Genomic DNA, 13,636 nt, shown 5'->3' with positions numbered 1-13,636 from the left:
AAAACACAGATTTTCAGGACCACAAACCATGGCATACGAAACCATCACCACCGAACAGCGCGGTTCGGTCACGCTGATCACTATCAATCGTCCCGATGCGCTGAATGCGCTCAACACCACTGTGCTGGCCGAACTGACGAAAGCCTTTGCCGAGTATGACGCCGATGACAGCCAGGGCTGCGCGGTCATCACAGGTTCTGGCGACAAGGCCTTTGCCGCTGGCGCCGACATCAAGGAAATGGCTGACAAGCCCGCGGCCGAATTCTACAATGAAGACTTCTTCGCCGGCTGGAACGAAATGACCGCGAAAACGCGCAAGCCGTGGATCGCTGCGGTCAACGGCTTTGCGCTCGGCGGAGGGTGCGAGGTCGCCATGATGGCGGATTTCATCATCGCTTCCGAGAATGCGAAATTCGGCCAGCCCGAAATCAAGCTGGGCGTTGCACCCGGCATGGGTGGCAGCCAGCGTCTCACCCGCGCGGTCGGCAAGTCGAAAGCGATGGATCTGTGCCTGACGGGCCGGATGATGGATGCCGAAGAAGCCGAGCGCGCTGGCCTCGTCGCCCGCGTGGTGCCGCATGATCAGCTGCTCGACCAAGCAATGAAGGCCGCCGAAACTATCGCCTCCATGGCGCCCATGGCAGTCAAGGTGAACAAGGAGCTGGTCGATGCAGCGTATGAGACGACGCTCAGCCAGGGCATGATCCACGAACGGCGCCTGTTCCAGATCCTCACCGCCACCGAAGACAAGACAGAAGGCATGAAAGCCTTCGTCGAAAAGCGTCCGCCGGAGTGGAAGGGCCGCTAAGCTCAATTTGCCGCGCCAGAGTTGGACTCGCGCGCGGCAAAGGCCTAGGGCTCCAAGGCAACAAGTTTCATTTGTAACGGAATATATCCATGCGTCAGATCGATCACTTCATCCAGGGCTTCGAAGGCAGCGACGCCTCCGCGCGCAAACACCAGATCTGGAACCCTTCGACAGGCGAAGTGCAGGCCGAAGTTTCGCTCGGCGATGCGGCTTTGCTCGACCGCGCTGTCGCCAACGCGAAGAAAGTCCAGCCCGAGTGGGCGGCGACCAATCCGCAAAAGCGCGCCCGTGTGATGTTCGAATTCAAGCGGCTGGTCGAAGAGCACAAGCAGGAGCTCGCTGAGCTTCTCTCGAGCGAGCATGGCAAGGTTGTCGATGATGCCCATGGCGATGTGCAGCGCGGGCTCGAAGTCATCGAATACGCCTGCGGCATCCCGCAGGTGCTGAAAGGCGAGTACACCAATGGCGCGGGGCCGGGCATCGACGTTTATTCGATGCGCCAGCCGCTTGGCATTGGCGCGGGCATCACGCCGTTCAACTTCCCTGCGATGATCCCGATGTGGATGTTCGGCATGGCCGTGGCGGCGGGCAATGCCTTCATTCTGAAGCCTTCGGAACGCGATCCTTCAGTGCCGGTGCGGCTCGCCGAATTGTTCGTCGAAGCGGGCGCGCCTGAAGGACTGTTGCAGGTCGTGCATGGCGACAAGGAAATGGTCGATGCGATCCTCGATCATGAGGACATTGCCGCGGTCAGCTTCGTCGGTTCGTCCGACATTGCGCACTACGTTTACAAGCGCGGCGTTGCTGCGGGCAAGCGAGTGCAGGCGATGGGCGGCGCGAAGAACCACGGCATTGTGATGCCCGACGCCGATCTCGACCAGGTGGTGAACGATCTGTCTGGCGCGGCTTTTGGCTCGGCGGGCGAGCGCTGCATGGCGCTGCCGGTGGTGGTGCCCGTGGGCGAAGACACCGCAGAGCGGCTCAAGGAAAAGCTCATCCCCGCGATCAATGCGCTGCGCGTCGGAGTGTCGACCGACAAGGATGCGCATTACGGGCCGGTCGTCACGCCAGAGCACAAGCAGCGCGTCGAAGACTGGATCACCACGGCGGAAAACGAAGGCGGCGAGATCGTGATCGACGGTCGCGGCTTCACCCTGCAAGGCCATGAGAACGGTTTCTTCGTCGGCCCGACGTTGATCGACCATGTCACGCCAGACATGGAAAGCTACAAGGAAGAGATCTTCGGCCCCGTGCTCCAGATCGTCCGCGCCACGGATTTCGAGCATGCGCTCAAGCTGCCGAGCGATCACCAATACGGCAACGGCGTCGCCATCTTCACCCGCAACGGCCACGCCGCGCGCGAATTCGCGCACCGGGTGAATGTCGGCATGGTGGGCATCAACGTGCCGATCCCCGTGCCGGTGAGCTATCACAGCTTCGGTGGCTGGAAGCGGTCGGGCTTTGGCGATGCGGACCAGTACGGCATGGAAGGCATGCGCTTCTGGACCAAGGCGAAGAAAGTCACCCAGCGCTGGCCCGATGGCGGTGGCGACGGATCGAACGCCTTCGTCATTCCAACGATGGGATAAGCACAATGCTGGCGCGTTTGCTGTTGGTTCTGATCACGGCAATGGCGCTGGCGGCCTGCATGCCGTCTCCCGCGCCCGTCACCGACGCAGAGCCCGTAGGCGAGCGGCGCATCGCGCTTACGTTCGATGACATCCCGCGGCATCAGGGCGCTTTCCTGGACACCGATGAACGCGCCGAGATGCTGCGGACAACTCTGCGTGAGGCCGGCGTCGAGCAGGCGGCTTTCTTCGTCAATACGGGCAAGCTGCAAGAGCGCGCGAACGGGCTGGGGCACCTGTTGGCCTATATGGCGGATGGTCATGTCATGGCCAATCACGCCGCTACCCATCCCTCGCTCAGCGATCTCTCGGTGGAAGAATATCTCGCCGAAATAGACGCGGCGGAAGAATGGCTGGTGCAACTGGAAGGCCACCGGCCGTGGTTCCGCTATCCCTTCCTCGATGAAGGGCGCGCAGACATTGCCAAGCGCGATGGCGTGCGCGCCGGGCTGGCCGCTCGCGGTCTTACCAATGGCTATGTGACCGTCGATGCCAGCGACTGGTTCTACGATCAGGCTGCCAGCACAGCGCGCAGCGAAGGCCGCGACGTGGACATGGAGGCACTCGGCGAGCTCTTTGTCGAGAGCCATGTCGAGGCCGCCAATTTCTTCGATGATCTCGCAGTGCGGACGATCGGCCGATCGCCTGCGCATGTCATGCTGCTGCATGAGGCCGATGTGACCGTGCTCTTCCTCGCCGATCTGATCCACGCTCTCGAAGCCGATGGCTGGTCTATCATCACGGCAGACGAGGCCTATGCCGATCCCTTCGCGGCCTTTGCGGCGACTTACGATACCCCGAGCGCACAGGGCACGCTGACCGAGCAGGTCGCGTGGGAACGCGACTTGCCAGCGCCGCGATGGTATTCCAGAAATGCACTTTCAGAGGCGCAGGCCGAATTCGATCGCCGTGTGCTGGGACAGATTGAAGAAGAGGACTGACGATGCGGACTAAGCTGCTCCTGACTGCGCTACCATGCGCGCTTGCTCTGGCCGCCTGTTCCGGCGAGGCGGAGGAAAGCGCGGCGACGAGCGAAGGTGCGTATGGCGAGGAGACTCTGGAAGCCGCTCAGCCGACAGGCGCAGAAACGACAGACATGACAGATGCGCAAGAGCTCGCCAATTCCGACCAGCTCGATCCGACCTATCACGGCGTGTGGGATTATGTGGAAGGCACATGCGATCCCATGTCCGACATGCGGCTCGAAATCACCGCTGATACCCTACAGTTCTACGAATCCTCGGGCGAAATCACCGGGATCGAGCGCGAGTCCAATGGCGACCGGCTAGTCAGCGTGTCGATGAGCGGTGAGGGTGAAAGCTGGGAGCAGGCCTATCGGTTTGAAATGGATTCCTCAGGCCAGTTCCTGATCGTGTCCGGCGTTGGCGAGGATGCCTTCGACGGGCTGCCCCGCAAACGCTGCGCTGGCTAAAGAGAAGGATCGAACTCATGCGCCGCCACGCAACATCCGGATCACCGTTTGAAGAGCAATTCGGCTTCACCCGCGCGGTGAAGGAAGGCAATCGCATCGTGGTCGCGGGCACAGGCCCAATCGAGGAGGATGGATCCACGACTGAAGGCGATGCGGCTGCGCAGGCCGATCGCTGTTGCCGCCTCATCATCAAGGCGATCGAAGACCTGGGCGGCAGCGCAGTAGGTGTGGTGCGCACGCGCATGTTCCTCGTCTCGCCAGGCGATCAGGAGGCTGTCGGCGAAGTGCATAAGAAGCATTTCGGCGATGCGCGGCCTGCTGCCACCATGGTCGGCGTAGCATGGCTTTGCCGCGAAGACTGGCTGGTCGAGATTGAGGCAGAAGCGCTGATCTCCGATCAGTAAGCAGGTGCGCCGCAGCCACTGGACAAGCCCCGCTGTTCTGTTTCACATTACTGCGAACACAATCAGGGGGATGCTTCATGCATAAAGGATTATTCGTGCCGCTTGGCGTCGTCGCTGCGCTGGCCTTGACGGCTTGCGGGGAAAGCGGTGCCAGCGCGTCTGACGAAACGGGCGAAAGCATGGCTGACGCGCTTGCGGTAGCGGATGGGCAGACCCTGACAGAGCAACCCGCTGTCACAATCCCGGCGGAGTTTCACGGCACCTGGGGCTTCATGGGTGATTGCGCCAACCCGATTGTCATCACGGCAACCGAAGTGGGCGAGGGCGACGACCAGCCGCCACTGTCCAAGATGGAAATTCTGGACGATGGCGTTGTCGAATTCGACCGGGTGAGCAACCCCGAATTTCCCGAAGCAGACTATCGTTTCGGGCTGACAGTGGCAGGGCCTGACATGCTGATGATGAGCTCGCCGGGATCGTCATCCCTGCGGATGGAGCGCTGCGCTGAAGCGCCGGCTGAGCCACTGCAGGAAGTGGCGCAAGAAGGCGGCGGACTGCCCCGCAGCTTCCATGGTGAATGGGACATGACCTATGGTTATGAAGAAGGTGGCGAGGCTTGTACCGGCAATAGCGGCAACGCCTTCACTATCGAAGCGCGGCGTCTTGTTTACCCCTTCGGCACGGCACGGCTTTCCGACATCACCCGCGTAAACGATAGAGAATACCGTATGAGCGCGCTTTTCGTTTCTGATGAGGGCGTCGAAGGCACTCCTACGGTGACAACCTACACTCTCAGTTCCGATGGTCAGCAATTGACTGAGAGCTTCGAAGATGGCGAGCCATTCGTGTATATCCGCTGCTGACGCGGCGGCGCGCGATCAGATCACCCCGCGCGGGAAATCGTCCGGTATCGCGGTGTCCTCTCCGTCATCGCGCAGCAGCTCGTCGAAGGCGCGACTCTGTGAGAGATAGACGCGGCCGTTCAGCTCTTCGATAAAGTCGGTGCGCTGGAGACGGTCCATCACCGGGCCTTTGACTTCGGACAAATGCAAGCCGATGCCGCCGTCGATCAGCCGGTGATTGATCGCTTCGAGGCTTTCGAGGCCCGAGGCATCGATCTCGTTTACCGCACTCGCCATCAGGATGACGTGGCGCAGTTCGGGCCGCTCGGCCACGCGCTCCAGCACATATTCCTCCAGCCAGCGCGCGTTGAGATAGGTGAGGCTTTCATCGATGCGGATCGAAAGCACATGCGGCACAGTGAAAACCTTGTGCCGCTCCACATTACGGAAATGCTCGGTTTCGGGCATGCGGCCCACGATGGCGGCATGCGGACGGCTGGCGCGCCAGAGGTAAAGCAGCAGGCCAACGCCCACACCGGCAATGACGCCCAGCTCAACGCCTGCCAGCAGGGTAATGCCGATGGTGGCGACATGTGCGGCAAAGTCGGCTTTCGAATAGCGCCACAATTGCCCCGGCGTCTTGAAATCGACCAGCGCCAGCACCGCGACGATAATCACCCCCGCCAATGTCGCGATCGGCAGGCTGGTGAGCAGCGGGGTGAGGAACAGGCTGGCAAGCGCAATGCCCACTGCGGTGAACGCCCCAGCGGCGGGTGTCTGCGCACCCGCATCGAAATTCACCACCGAGCGGGCAAAGCCGCCGGTGACCGGATATCCGCCCGAAAAGGCGCTGGCGATATTGGATGCGCCGAGGCCAATCAGCTCCTGATCGGGGGCAATGCGCTGGCGGCGCTTGGCGGCGAGCGTCTGCGCGACCGAAACGCTTTCGACAAAGCCGATGATCGAAATGAGGAGGGCGGGCACCCACAACTGCTCGATCAGCGAAAGGTCGGTTGAAGCCAGGGCGAATGGCGGCAGGCCTGCGGGGATTTCTCCCACCAGATTGACGCCTTTCTCAGCGAGGTTGAAAGCGATCGCCGCAAGGATCGTCACCGCCACGGCCAGTACCGGCCCGGCCTTGATCGCGATATCTGCCGCGCGCGCGTTCATGCCGGTTGCCAGCAGGCTGCGCTTCATCCCCTTACGCACCCAGAACAGGAAAAGCGTCGCCGGAACACCGACAGCAAGCGTCCAGAGATTGGTCTCGCCAATGCTCGCAGCGAGGGAGGCGAGCATGGTCGGCCAATTGTCTCCGCCCGCCGATATGCCGAGGATGTGTTTCAGCTGGCTCGTCGCGATCAATATGCCGCTGGCGGTAATGAAACCGCTGATCACCGGGTGGGAAAGAAGGTTGGCGAGGAAGCCCGCTCGCAGGAAGCCAAGCACGGCAAGCATGATGCCCGAAAGGAAAGCGAGCGTAATTGCCGCTTCCAGATACTCCGCCGTGCCCTGCGCCGCGACAGCCCCCGCTGCGCTCGCGGTCATCAGGCTGATGACGGCTACGGGGCCCACCGCCAGCGTTCGGCTGGTGCCGAAGATCGCATAGGCGACCAGCGGCAGGATCGATGCGTACAGGCCGACAACCGGCGGAAGCCCTGCGAGCAGCGCATAGGCGAGGCTCTGCGGGATCAGCATGATGGTGACGATCACCGCCGCCACCAGATCGTCTGTCAGGATCGCACGGCTATAGCCGCGTCCCCATTCGAGAATGGGGAAGTATCGTCTCAACTCAGATGGCCGCGCAGGGAGGAGAGATCGTATCCCGCCTCGGCCGCGCGGGAGATGCGTTCATCGACAGAGAGGCCCATCGGGTTGGAGAGCGTTTCCATCGTGATACAGCGCGTACCACTGCGGCAATAGGCGAGCAGCGGACCATCGGCTTCGCGGCGGATGCGGGCGAATTCCGCCAAGGCCTCTTCAGGGAAATGGCCTCCCGATACGGGCACGTGGTGAAAGGTGAGGCCCGCTGCTTCGGCTGCGGCTTTGAGCTCTGCGAGCGGCGGCTGGCCGGGCTCTTCACCATCGGGGCGATTGCACATCACGGCGGTGTAGCCCACATCGGCGAGCGCCTGCATGTCCTCTGCCTGCACCTGCGGCGCGACCGCGAAACGATCATCGACTTTGCGAATATACATCAGCTTTTCCTTTCGGTGAAACGCACCAGCAGCATGCCTGCCATCATCGCGACAACAAAGATTGCGGCATCGACAGGGGCGATTGCGAGCGCGGCAAAGCCAGGGCCGGGGCAAAGGCCTGCAACGCCCCAGCCAATGCCGAACAGCGCTGCGCCGCCAATCAGTTTTGCGTCCAAATCGCTGCGGGTGGGGACGTGAAAGCCGTCTTCGAACAGCGGGCGCGCCATACCGGGAACGATACGCCACGCGATCGCCATGACGATGAGCGCGCCGCCCATGACGAAGGCAAGGGTCGGGTCCCAATCGCCGAAGAGATCGAGGAAACCGCGCACACGTGCCGGATCGGTCATTCCGCCAAGTGCAAGGCCAGCGCCGAACACGGTCCCGCCGATCAATCCTGTGATAGCCCGCGCGCTCATGACAGCACCTCCAGCCCCATGGCGTTCATTATTGCCACCGTGGCGATGCCCGTCGCCATGAAAGTTAGCGTTGCGACGATCGAGCGCACCGACAGGCGGCTCATCCCGCATACGCCGTGCCCGCTGGTGCAACCACTGCCGATGCGCGTGCCCACGCCCACCAGCAATCCGGCGATGATCAGCGGAACGGGGCCGGCAAAGCTCGGCTCAAGCCCGCCGCTCGCCAGCGCGATGATGAAAGCGCCAAGCGGCAGGCCGATGACGAAGGCCCATGCGCTCATCCGGTCCATGCCGCTTCCGCCGAGGCCTGCGGCTTTGGCAGCGATGCCGGAGACACCGGCGATCCGTCCAAGACCGAGCAGCATGATGGCCGCCGCAATGCCGATCAGCGCGCCGCCGGCAAGACCCGCCAGCGGTGCCGCGTCGGGAAAGCCGGGCAGGATGAAGGCGAGCAGCGTCATACCGCGTTCACCGGAATCTTTATGTAGCTCACCCCATTCTCCTCAGGTTCGGGAAGGCGACCCCCGCGAATATTCACCTGCACGCTGGGCAGGATCAGCGTCGGCATGTCGAGCGTCGCATCGCGCGCGGTGCGCATGGCGACGAATTCATCCTCGCTGGTGCCGTCCTTCACGTGGACATTGTTCTCGCGCTGCAATTTGACCGTGCTTTCCCAAGCGTATTCATCGCGCCCGGGCGCCTTGTAATCATGGCAGAGGAAGAGCCGCGTATCGTCTGGCAGGCGGAGCAGGCGGCGGATCGACTGGAATAGCTGGCGTGCATCGCCGCCGGGGAAATCCGCGCGTGCAGTCCCGAAGTCGGGCATGAACAGCGTGTCACCCACAAAGGCCGCATCGCCGATGATGAATGCCATGTCGGCGGGCGTGTGGCCCGGCACATGCAGGACGATGCCTTCCAATTCGCCAATGCTGAAATGCTCGCCATCGGTGAACAGGTGATCGAATTGCGATCCGTCCCGCTCGAAATCGGTGCCTGCATTGAAGAGCTTGCCGAACACATCCTGCACGCGGATGATTTGCTTGCCGATGCTAAGCTTTCCGCCGAGCTTTTCCTGCAGATAGGGCGCTGCCGAAATGTGATCGGCATGGGCATGGGTCTCGATATGCCAGGTGACGGTGAGATCGTTCGCCTCGACATATTCGATGATCCGGTCAGCCGAGCCGTAGGACGTGCGCCCGGATGCCGCCTGATAATCGAGCACGGAATCGATCACCGCCGCTTCTTTCGTGGCAGGATCGCTGACGACATAGCTGATGGTATTGGTCGCCTCGTCGAAGAAACCGGCGATGGTGGGGCGCTTTGCCGCATCGGCCAATGCTGCCTCTACCTGCGTGGTGGCTTGCTGGAGAGCGGTGTCTGTATCGGTCATGATGAATGCCTTTCCTCATAGGCCAATATGGTGAGCAGCGCGAAACTCGCCAACCAATGGGATGACATATAATCCTGATCGATCTGATCGATGGAGGCGTTATACAGCGCGATTTCCGGGGGGCCCTCGCGGGGCGGCAGATTGGCGGCTTTGCCGATTTCAATCCAGCTCCATGCGCGCGAGATGTTGAACCCGTCGAGATGGGCCATCTTGCCATCGCTGCGGTCGCGGGGAACCACGGGATCGAACAGGCAGGCGGGGCGGCCCTGCTCCAGATCGGGCAGATAGCCATCCAGCCACTCGGCAAAGGGCACGCGGCCCACTTTGCGCATCAGCTGCGCCACGGTGAGCGTGCCGGAGAGGAAATCATCGCCGGAAGGTTCAATCGGGCGGACATCGCGCTGCCCCTCGAACCAGCCCATTGCGCTATCGCCGATCAAACGGGCGAGCGCCGGATCGAACACCTCCGCCCAATCGAGCGACAGGCGCATGGCGAAGGCCGTGTTGAAATGGGTTCCGGTGCGGATCGGATAGGCGAGGGCTTTAAGGTAATCGCGCCACCCGGCGGCGAATTGGCGCGCGAGCGGCTCCATATGCTGCGCCCAGGGCTTTGCCTGATCCTGCGATGCCTCCAGATGCAGCTTGAGATACCATGCCCAGCCGTAGGGCCGCTCGAACCCGCGCGATTCCGGGCGCTTGGCATAGGCGGTTTCGACGGCGAAATTATCAGCCGTAAAAAGCTCGTCCGCCAGCGCGGTGATCTGCGGGACTTCGGGCAGATCGGGATAGATCCGCCGGATCGTCAGCAGCAGCCACCAGCTGTGCACGCAGCTATGCCAGTCGAAACTGCCGAAGAACACCGGATGCAGCACGCGCGGGCTTTGCGCATCGGCATCGTTTCCCATCACATGGTCAAGCTTGTTGGGATATTCCTGAGTGACATGGCCCAGCGCGGTGCGCGCGAAACGTCCGGCCATGGATGGATCCACGCTCATTTCGCTGGCCCGTATCCGCCGCCACCCGGCGTGCGGATTACCACCATATCGCCCGGTTCGACTTCTGCAGAGCCCTGCGCGCCCAGCTGCGTGACGCGGCCATCGGTATGTTCCACAAAGGTCTCCCCCGGCTTTGCATCCTCGCCACCTTTGATGCCGTGCGGAGCGATCTTCCGGCGATTGGCGAGCATCTGCACCTGCATGGTCTCGCGGAAGGCAAGACGGCGTTCAACCCCTTCTCCACCGCGCTGAGCCCCTTTTCCGCCCGAGCCGCTGCGAATGGCAAAGGCATCCACCCGCACCGGCAGCCGCGCTTCGAGCACTTCGGGATCGGTGAGGCGCGAATTGGTCATATGAGTCTGCACGGCATCAGTGCCCGGATGATCCGGTCCCGCACCCGATCCGCCACAGATCGTCTCGTAATACTGATGCTCGGCATTGCCGAAGGTAAGATTGTTCATCGTGCCCTGCGCTGGGGCAAGCGCGCCGCACGCCGCCAGCACCGCGTCGGTGACGACCTGGCTCGTCTCGACATTCCCCGCGACAATCGCGGCAGGCGGATTGGGGGAGAGCATTGAGCCTTCGGGAATGCGCAGGGTTACAGGCCGCAGGCACCCGTCATTGAGCGGCACATCGTCATCGACAAGGCAGCGCAGCGCGTAGAGCACGGCGGCGCGGGTGATGGAGGCGGGGGCATTGAAATTGTCACCCAGCTGCGCGCTGGTCCCGGTGAAGTCGAAGATTGCGGAGCGGTTTTCGCGGTCGATGGAGATGCCTACGCGCACCTTAGCGCCATTGTCCATGCCATAGGCGAACTCGCCTTCGGGCAGGCTTTCCAGCAAAGTGCGCACGGCCGCTTCGCCATTGTCCATGACATGGCCCATATAGGCGGTGATGACCTCGCCGCCGTGCTCGCTCGCGGCATTGCCGAGCAGGTCGCTTCCCCGCGCGCAGGCGGCAAGCTGGGCTTTCAGGTCCGAGATATTGCGATCGGGATTGCGTACCGGATGTTCGCCTGCCCCCAGCAATGCGCGTATCTCCGCCTCGCAGAACCGCCCTTCATCCACCAGCAGCACATCGTCGAGGCGAATGCCTTCATCGTGGATTGTGCGACTGTTCGGCGGCATGGAGCCGGGCGCGATCCCGCCGATATCGGCATGATGCCCGCGCGCGGCGACAAAGGCCTGCGGATTGGGCGAGCTCTCGCTCCAGAATACCGGCACGATCACCGTCACATCGGGCAGATGAGTGCCGCCGTTGTAGGGATCGTTCACCGCGTAAGCGTCACCGCGCCGAATGCCGCGCGGGCTGTTTGCGCGATTGGCGATGACCGTGCGGATGCTTGCCGACATGCTGCCCAGATGCACAGGGATATGCGGCGCATTGGCGATCAGCGATCCTTCCGCATCGAACAGCGCGCAGGAAAAATCGAGCCGCTCCTTGATGTTCACCGAGCTGGCCGTGGCTTCCAGCACCACGCCCATCTCTTCGGCAATCGCCATGAAGGCGTTGTTGAAAATGGCGAGGCGGACGGGGTCTACCTGCGTTCCGGCAGCGGGTGCGCGCGTCTGCTCTGCGCTGCGGGTGAGGATGATAGAGCCGTCTTCTACGAGCTTTGCGCTCCACCCCTCCTCGACGATTGTCGTTGCGCTGGGATCGGCGATGAGCGCGGGGCCTTCCAGAGACTCACCGCGCGCAAGCTGACCCCGGGTCTCGCATTCAGCACGTGCGGCGAGCCCGCCGCTGGTTCCCTGCGCCTCCACGCTCAGCGCTTCGAGGATGATCGGTGCGTCCTCGTCAGACCAGCCGAAACGCTTGCGATGCTCTTCGCGGAAGGTACTGTCTGCATCGTCACTCAGCGGCAGGTCGAGCGTCGTATCGCTGCCATCGAAACGCAGTCGCAAACGGGTGATGAGAGCGATATTGATGTCTGCGATACCCTGCGCATTCAAATCACCGCGCGCGACATCCTGCAAATCGGCGAGCGCGGCTGAGTAATCTTCCGAAAGTGGTTTCACCACGCCCGCTTCGCGCATGGCGATAACCGGAGCGAGGCCTATGCCATAGGCGCTCAAAATGCCGGAGAAGGGGTGCACCAGCACCGTTTCCATCCCCAGCTCATCCGCCACGCGGCAGGCGAATTGCCCGCCCGCTCCACCGAAACAGGCTAGTGCGTGGGTGGTCACATCATGCCCGCGCGCGGTTGAAATCTTGCGGATGGCATTCGCCATTTCATCGACGGCGAGGGTGAGGAAACCTTCTGCCAGTTCGTCCAGCGCCATCGGCTCCGGCAGCGTTGCGGCGACTTCCGCGAGGTGTGCGCGCGATGCTTCGGGATCGATCGGCTGGTCACCATCCGGCCCGAAGACATGCGGAAACTCCTCCGGGTCGATCCGGCCGAGAACCAGATTGCAATCGGTCACCGTCAGCGGGCCGCCCTTGCGATAACAGGCGGGGCCGGGGTCAGCGCCCGCGCTTTCGGGGCCGACGCGCAGACGTTGCCCGTCGAAGCGGCAGATCGAGCCACCACCCGCTGCCACCGTGTGAACCTGCATCATCGGCGCGGCGATGCGCACGCCTGCGACAACGCTTTCTCCAGTGCGTTCATATTCGCCCGAATAATGGCAGACATCGGTGCTTGTGCCGCCCATGTCGAAGCCGATAAGCCTGGTGTAACCGAGCGCCTCTGCCGTCCGGGCCATGCCCACAACGCCGCCTGCCGGGCCGGAAAGCACCGCATCCTTGCCGCGAAAGGCGTGGGCATCGGCGAGGCCGCCGTTCGATTGCATGAAGCGCAAACTGCCGTGATCGGGAAGGCGCTCTGCCAATTGCTCGACGTACTCGCGGATCACGGGCGAGAGATAGGCGTCGGCAACGCTGGTATCGCCGCGCGGGACGAGGCGGATCAGAGGGGACACTTCATGACTGGCGCTGACCTGCGTAAAACCCAGCTCGCGCGCGATCGCTGCCACGCGCTTCTCGTGATCGGTGTAGGTCCAGCCGTGCATCAGCACGATAGCAAGCGCGTCGAAGCCTTCATCGCGCAATGCCTGCAAGTCGCGCTTTGCGGCCGCTTCATCGAGAGGCGTCAGCACTTCGCCGTCAGCGCCTAGGCGTTCGGTAATTTCGATCGTGCGTTGTTCCAGCCGTTCGGGCTTTACGATGTGCCGCGCGAAAATGTCCGGACGCGACTGGTTGCCGATCCGCAGCGCATCGCGGTGTCCCTGCGTTATCGCGAGAGCAACGCGCGCACCTTGACGTTCCAGCAGAGCATTGGTGGCAATCGTCGTGCCGATGCGCAGCTCTGCAATCGGAGCCTCTCCATGCTCTTCCATCACGCGCCGCACGGCCTCGCTTGCGGCATCGGGATATTGCTGCGGATTGCTGGAAAGCAGCTTGGTTGTCACCAGCCGCCCATCGGGCAGCTGCGCCACCACATCGGTGAAGGTGCCGCCGCGATCTATGGCGAAGCGATAAGATGCCGTCATCCGCCGATCTCTAAGCAAAGCGGAACACAATTGCC

At 62.5% G+C, this 13,636-nt stretch carries 13 protein-coding genes; 6 read left to right on the top strand and 7 right to left on the bottom strand.

Annotated features, from left to right (window positions below; genetic code table 11):
* Positions 1 to 28 precede the first annotated feature (28 nt).
* The 6 genes from O2N64_RS02750 (at position 29) to O2N64_RS02725 (ending at position 5,135) form a co-directional block, all read left to right on the top strand.
* The gene (locus tag O2N64_RS02750) at positions 29 to 808 is read left to right on the top strand and encodes an enoyl-CoA hydratase-related protein (protein WP_271078762.1); all 780 of its coding nucleotides are present in this window, start codon (positions 29 to 31) and stop codon (positions 806 to 808) included.
* Positions 809 to 897: 89 nt separating this feature from the next.
* Positions 898 to 2,397 (top strand): CoA-acylating methylmalonate-semialdehyde dehydrogenase, encoded by a 1,500-nt coding sequence (locus O2N64_RS02745; RefSeq protein WP_271078761.1) that lies wholly within the window; start codon positions 898 to 900, stop codon positions 2,395 to 2,397.
* A 5-nt stretch (positions 2,398 to 2,402) separates the two neighbouring features.
* The gene (locus tag O2N64_RS02740; RefSeq protein ID WP_271078760.1) at positions 2,403 to 3,377 is read left to right on the top strand and encodes a polysaccharide deacetylase family protein; all 975 of its coding nucleotides are present in this window, start codon (positions 2,403 to 2,405) and stop codon (positions 3,375 to 3,377) included.
* A 2-nt stretch (positions 3,378 to 3,379) separates the two neighbouring features.
* Positions 3,380 to 3,868 (top strand): hypothetical protein, encoded by a 489-nt coding sequence (locus tag O2N64_RS02735; protein ID WP_271078759.1) that lies wholly within the window; start codon positions 3,380 to 3,382, stop codon positions 3,866 to 3,868.
* A gap of 17 nt (positions 3,869 to 3,885) precedes the next feature.
* A complete protein-coding gene (locus O2N64_RS02730) occupies positions 3,886 to 4,272 on the top strand; it encodes a RidA family protein (protein WP_271078758.1) in 387 nt (128 codons plus the stop codon).
* A gap of 77 nt (positions 4,273 to 4,349) precedes the next feature.
* Entirely contained in the window at positions 4,350 to 5,135 is a 786-nt protein-coding gene (locus tag O2N64_RS02725; protein WP_271078757.1) for a hypothetical protein, read from the top strand.
* A 15-nt stretch (positions 5,136 to 5,150) separates the two neighbouring features.
* On the opposite strand, the gene O2N64_RS02720 is transcribed toward O2N64_RS02725, so the two are convergent.
* From O2N64_RS02720 to O2N64_RS02690, 7 genes are read right to left on the bottom strand one after another with little or no spacing between them, the layout of a single operon-like run.
* Positions 5,151 to 6,902 (bottom strand): SulP family inorganic anion transporter, encoded by a 1,752-nt coding sequence (locus tag O2N64_RS02720; protein ID WP_271078756.1) that lies wholly within the window; start codon positions 6,900 to 6,902, stop codon positions 5,151 to 5,153.
* Positions 6,899 to 7,309 carry a TIGR01244 family sulfur transferase gene (locus tag O2N64_RS02715; RefSeq protein WP_271078755.1) on the bottom strand — a complete coding sequence of 137 codons (411 nt, stop codon included), beginning with the start codon at positions 7,307 to 7,309 and terminating at the stop codon, positions 6,899 to 6,901. The genes O2N64_RS02720 and O2N64_RS02715 overlap by 4 nt, the downstream gene beginning before the upstream one ends.
* Entirely contained in the window at positions 7,309 to 7,728 is a 420-nt protein-coding gene (locus tag O2N64_RS02710) for a DUF6691 family protein (RefSeq protein ID WP_271078754.1), read from the bottom strand. The genes O2N64_RS02715 and O2N64_RS02710 overlap by 1 nt, the downstream gene beginning before the upstream one ends.
* Positions 7,725 to 8,189 (bottom strand): YeeE/YedE family protein, encoded by a 465-nt coding sequence (locus O2N64_RS02705; RefSeq protein ID WP_271078753.1) that lies wholly within the window; start codon positions 8,187 to 8,189, stop codon positions 7,725 to 7,727. Before O2N64_RS02705 ends, O2N64_RS02710 begins: the two co-directional genes overlap by 4 nt.
* Entirely contained in the window at positions 8,186 to 9,118 is a 933-nt protein-coding gene (locus tag O2N64_RS02700) for an MBL fold metallo-hydrolase (RefSeq protein ID WP_271078752.1), read from the bottom strand. The genes O2N64_RS02705 and O2N64_RS02700 overlap by 4 nt, the downstream gene beginning before the upstream one ends.
* Positions 9,115 to 10,113: a DUF2891 domain-containing protein gene (locus tag O2N64_RS02695; protein WP_271078751.1), complete on the bottom strand. Its 999-nt coding sequence runs from the start codon at positions 10,111 to 10,113 to the stop codon at positions 9,115 to 9,117. The genes O2N64_RS02700 and O2N64_RS02695 overlap by 4 nt, the downstream gene beginning before the upstream one ends.
* Positions 10,110 to 13,601 carry a hydantoinase B/oxoprolinase family protein gene (locus O2N64_RS02690; RefSeq protein ID WP_271078750.1) on the bottom strand — a complete coding sequence of 1,164 codons (3,492 nt, stop codon included), beginning with the start codon at positions 13,599 to 13,601 and terminating at the stop codon, positions 10,110 to 10,112. Before O2N64_RS02690 ends, O2N64_RS02695 begins: the two co-directional genes overlap by 4 nt.
* Positions 13,602 to 13,636 lie beyond the last annotated feature (35 nt).

This window comes from Aurantiacibacter sp. MUD61 (assembly GCF_027912455.1).
In the GTDB taxonomy this organism is placed as follows: Bacteria; Pseudomonadota; Alphaproteobacteria; order Sphingomonadales; family Sphingomonadaceae; genus Alteraurantiacibacter.
This window is presented reverse-complemented; position numbering and strand designations above follow the sequence as displayed.

What these genes read in the sequence shown, in the direction of transcription:
- O2N64_RS02730 (WP_271078758.1), top strand. Translation starts at nt 3,886, where the DNA reads ATGCGCCGCCACGCAACATCCGGATCACCGTTTGAAGAGCAATTCGGC.
- O2N64_RS02740 (WP_271078760.1), top strand. Translation starts at nt 2,403, where the DNA reads ATGCTGGCGCGTTTGCTGTTGGTTCTGATCACGGCAATGGCGCTGGCG.
- O2N64_RS02725 (WP_271078757.1), top strand. Translation starts at nt 4,350, where the DNA reads ATGCATAAAGGATTATTCGTGCCGCTTGGCGTCGTCGCTGCGCTGGCC.
- O2N64_RS02710 (WP_271078754.1), bottom strand. Translation starts at nt 7,728, where the DNA reads ATGAGCGCGCGGGCTATCACAGGATTGATCGGCGGGACCGTGTTCGGC.
- O2N64_RS02705 (WP_271078753.1), bottom strand. Translation starts at nt 8,189, where the DNA reads ATGACGCTGCTCGCCTTCATCCTGCCCGGCTTTCCCGACGCGGCACCG.
- O2N64_RS02745 (WP_271078761.1), top strand. Translation starts at nt 898, where the DNA reads ATGCGTCAGATCGATCACTTCATCCAGGGCTTCGAAGGCAGCGACGCC.
- O2N64_RS02700 (WP_271078752.1), bottom strand. Translation starts at nt 9,118, where the DNA reads ATGACCGATACAGACACCGCTCTCCAGCAAGCCACCACGCAGGTAGAG.
- O2N64_RS02715 (WP_271078755.1), bottom strand. Translation starts at nt 7,309, where the DNA reads ATGTATATTCGCAAAGTCGATGATCGTTTCGCGGTCGCGCCGCAGGTG.
- O2N64_RS02735 (WP_271078759.1), top strand. Translation starts at nt 3,380, where the DNA reads ATGCGGACTAAGCTGCTCCTGACTGCGCTACCATGCGCGCTTGCTCTG.
- O2N64_RS02695 (WP_271078751.1), bottom strand. Translation starts at nt 10,113, where the DNA reads ATGAGCGTGGATCCATCCATGGCCGGACGTTTCGCGCGCACCGCGCTG.
- O2N64_RS02690 (WP_271078750.1), bottom strand. Translation starts at nt 13,601, where the DNA reads ATGACGGCATCTTATCGCTTCGCCATAGATCGCGGCGGCACCTTCACC.
- O2N64_RS02750 (WP_271078762.1), top strand. Translation starts at nt 29, where the DNA reads ATGGCATACGAAACCATCACCACCGAACAGCGCGGTTCGGTCACGCTG.